This is a genomic window from Streptobacillus felis (assembly GCF_001559775.1).
GTDB classification, from domain to species: Bacteria; Fusobacteriota; Fusobacteriia; order Fusobacteriales; family Leptotrichiaceae; genus Streptobacillus; species Streptobacillus felis.
In genome coordinates, this window is the sequence record NZ_LOHX01000110.1 from 1 (window position 1) to 505 (window position 505).

Below are 505 nucleotides of genomic sequence, written 5' to 3' on the forward strand. Positions count from 1 at the left end.
CATTTTCACTTACACCATTTTTATGTAACCATTCATTGAACTTATTCCATCTAGCAGTATCTATATGTCCCCATTTAACACCTTTGTCTCCTTAGTAATCATTTATCCATTTTTGTGATTCTAATACTAGATTTTTATTTAATTCAGGCGCTTCTTTTAATAAAATATCTACAGATTCTTCTACATTATCTATTGCATATAAATAACCTTTTTCGATAGCTTTCATTAAATTCATAGCAACTTCTTCATAATTTGCTAAGAAATCATTATTTGCTATAATTACTGGAGTACAGTAATCTAAGTCTGGTTCCACTTTGACATCGAAGAAATTAAAATCTAAACCAGCATTTTTCAGTGCGATACCGTCCCATGCATAATATATCCATGTTGCATCTGTTTCAGTTTGTAAATCTTTTAATACATCCCATGAATAAGGTATTACATTTACTTTTTCAAAACTTGCACCTTCATTAGCCATTAATTTATTAATCATAGCTTGTTCAGT

Annotated in this window: 1 protein-coding gene; it reads right to left on the reverse strand. The window is 29.3% G+C overall.

Annotated elements, in window-relative coordinates; genetic code table 11:
* Positions 1–91: 91 nt before the first annotated feature.
* A partial coding sequence (locus tag AYC60_RS01910; RefSeq protein WP_197416924.1) for an ABC transporter substrate-binding protein occupies positions 92–505 on the reverse strand: 414 nt, incomplete at its 5' end.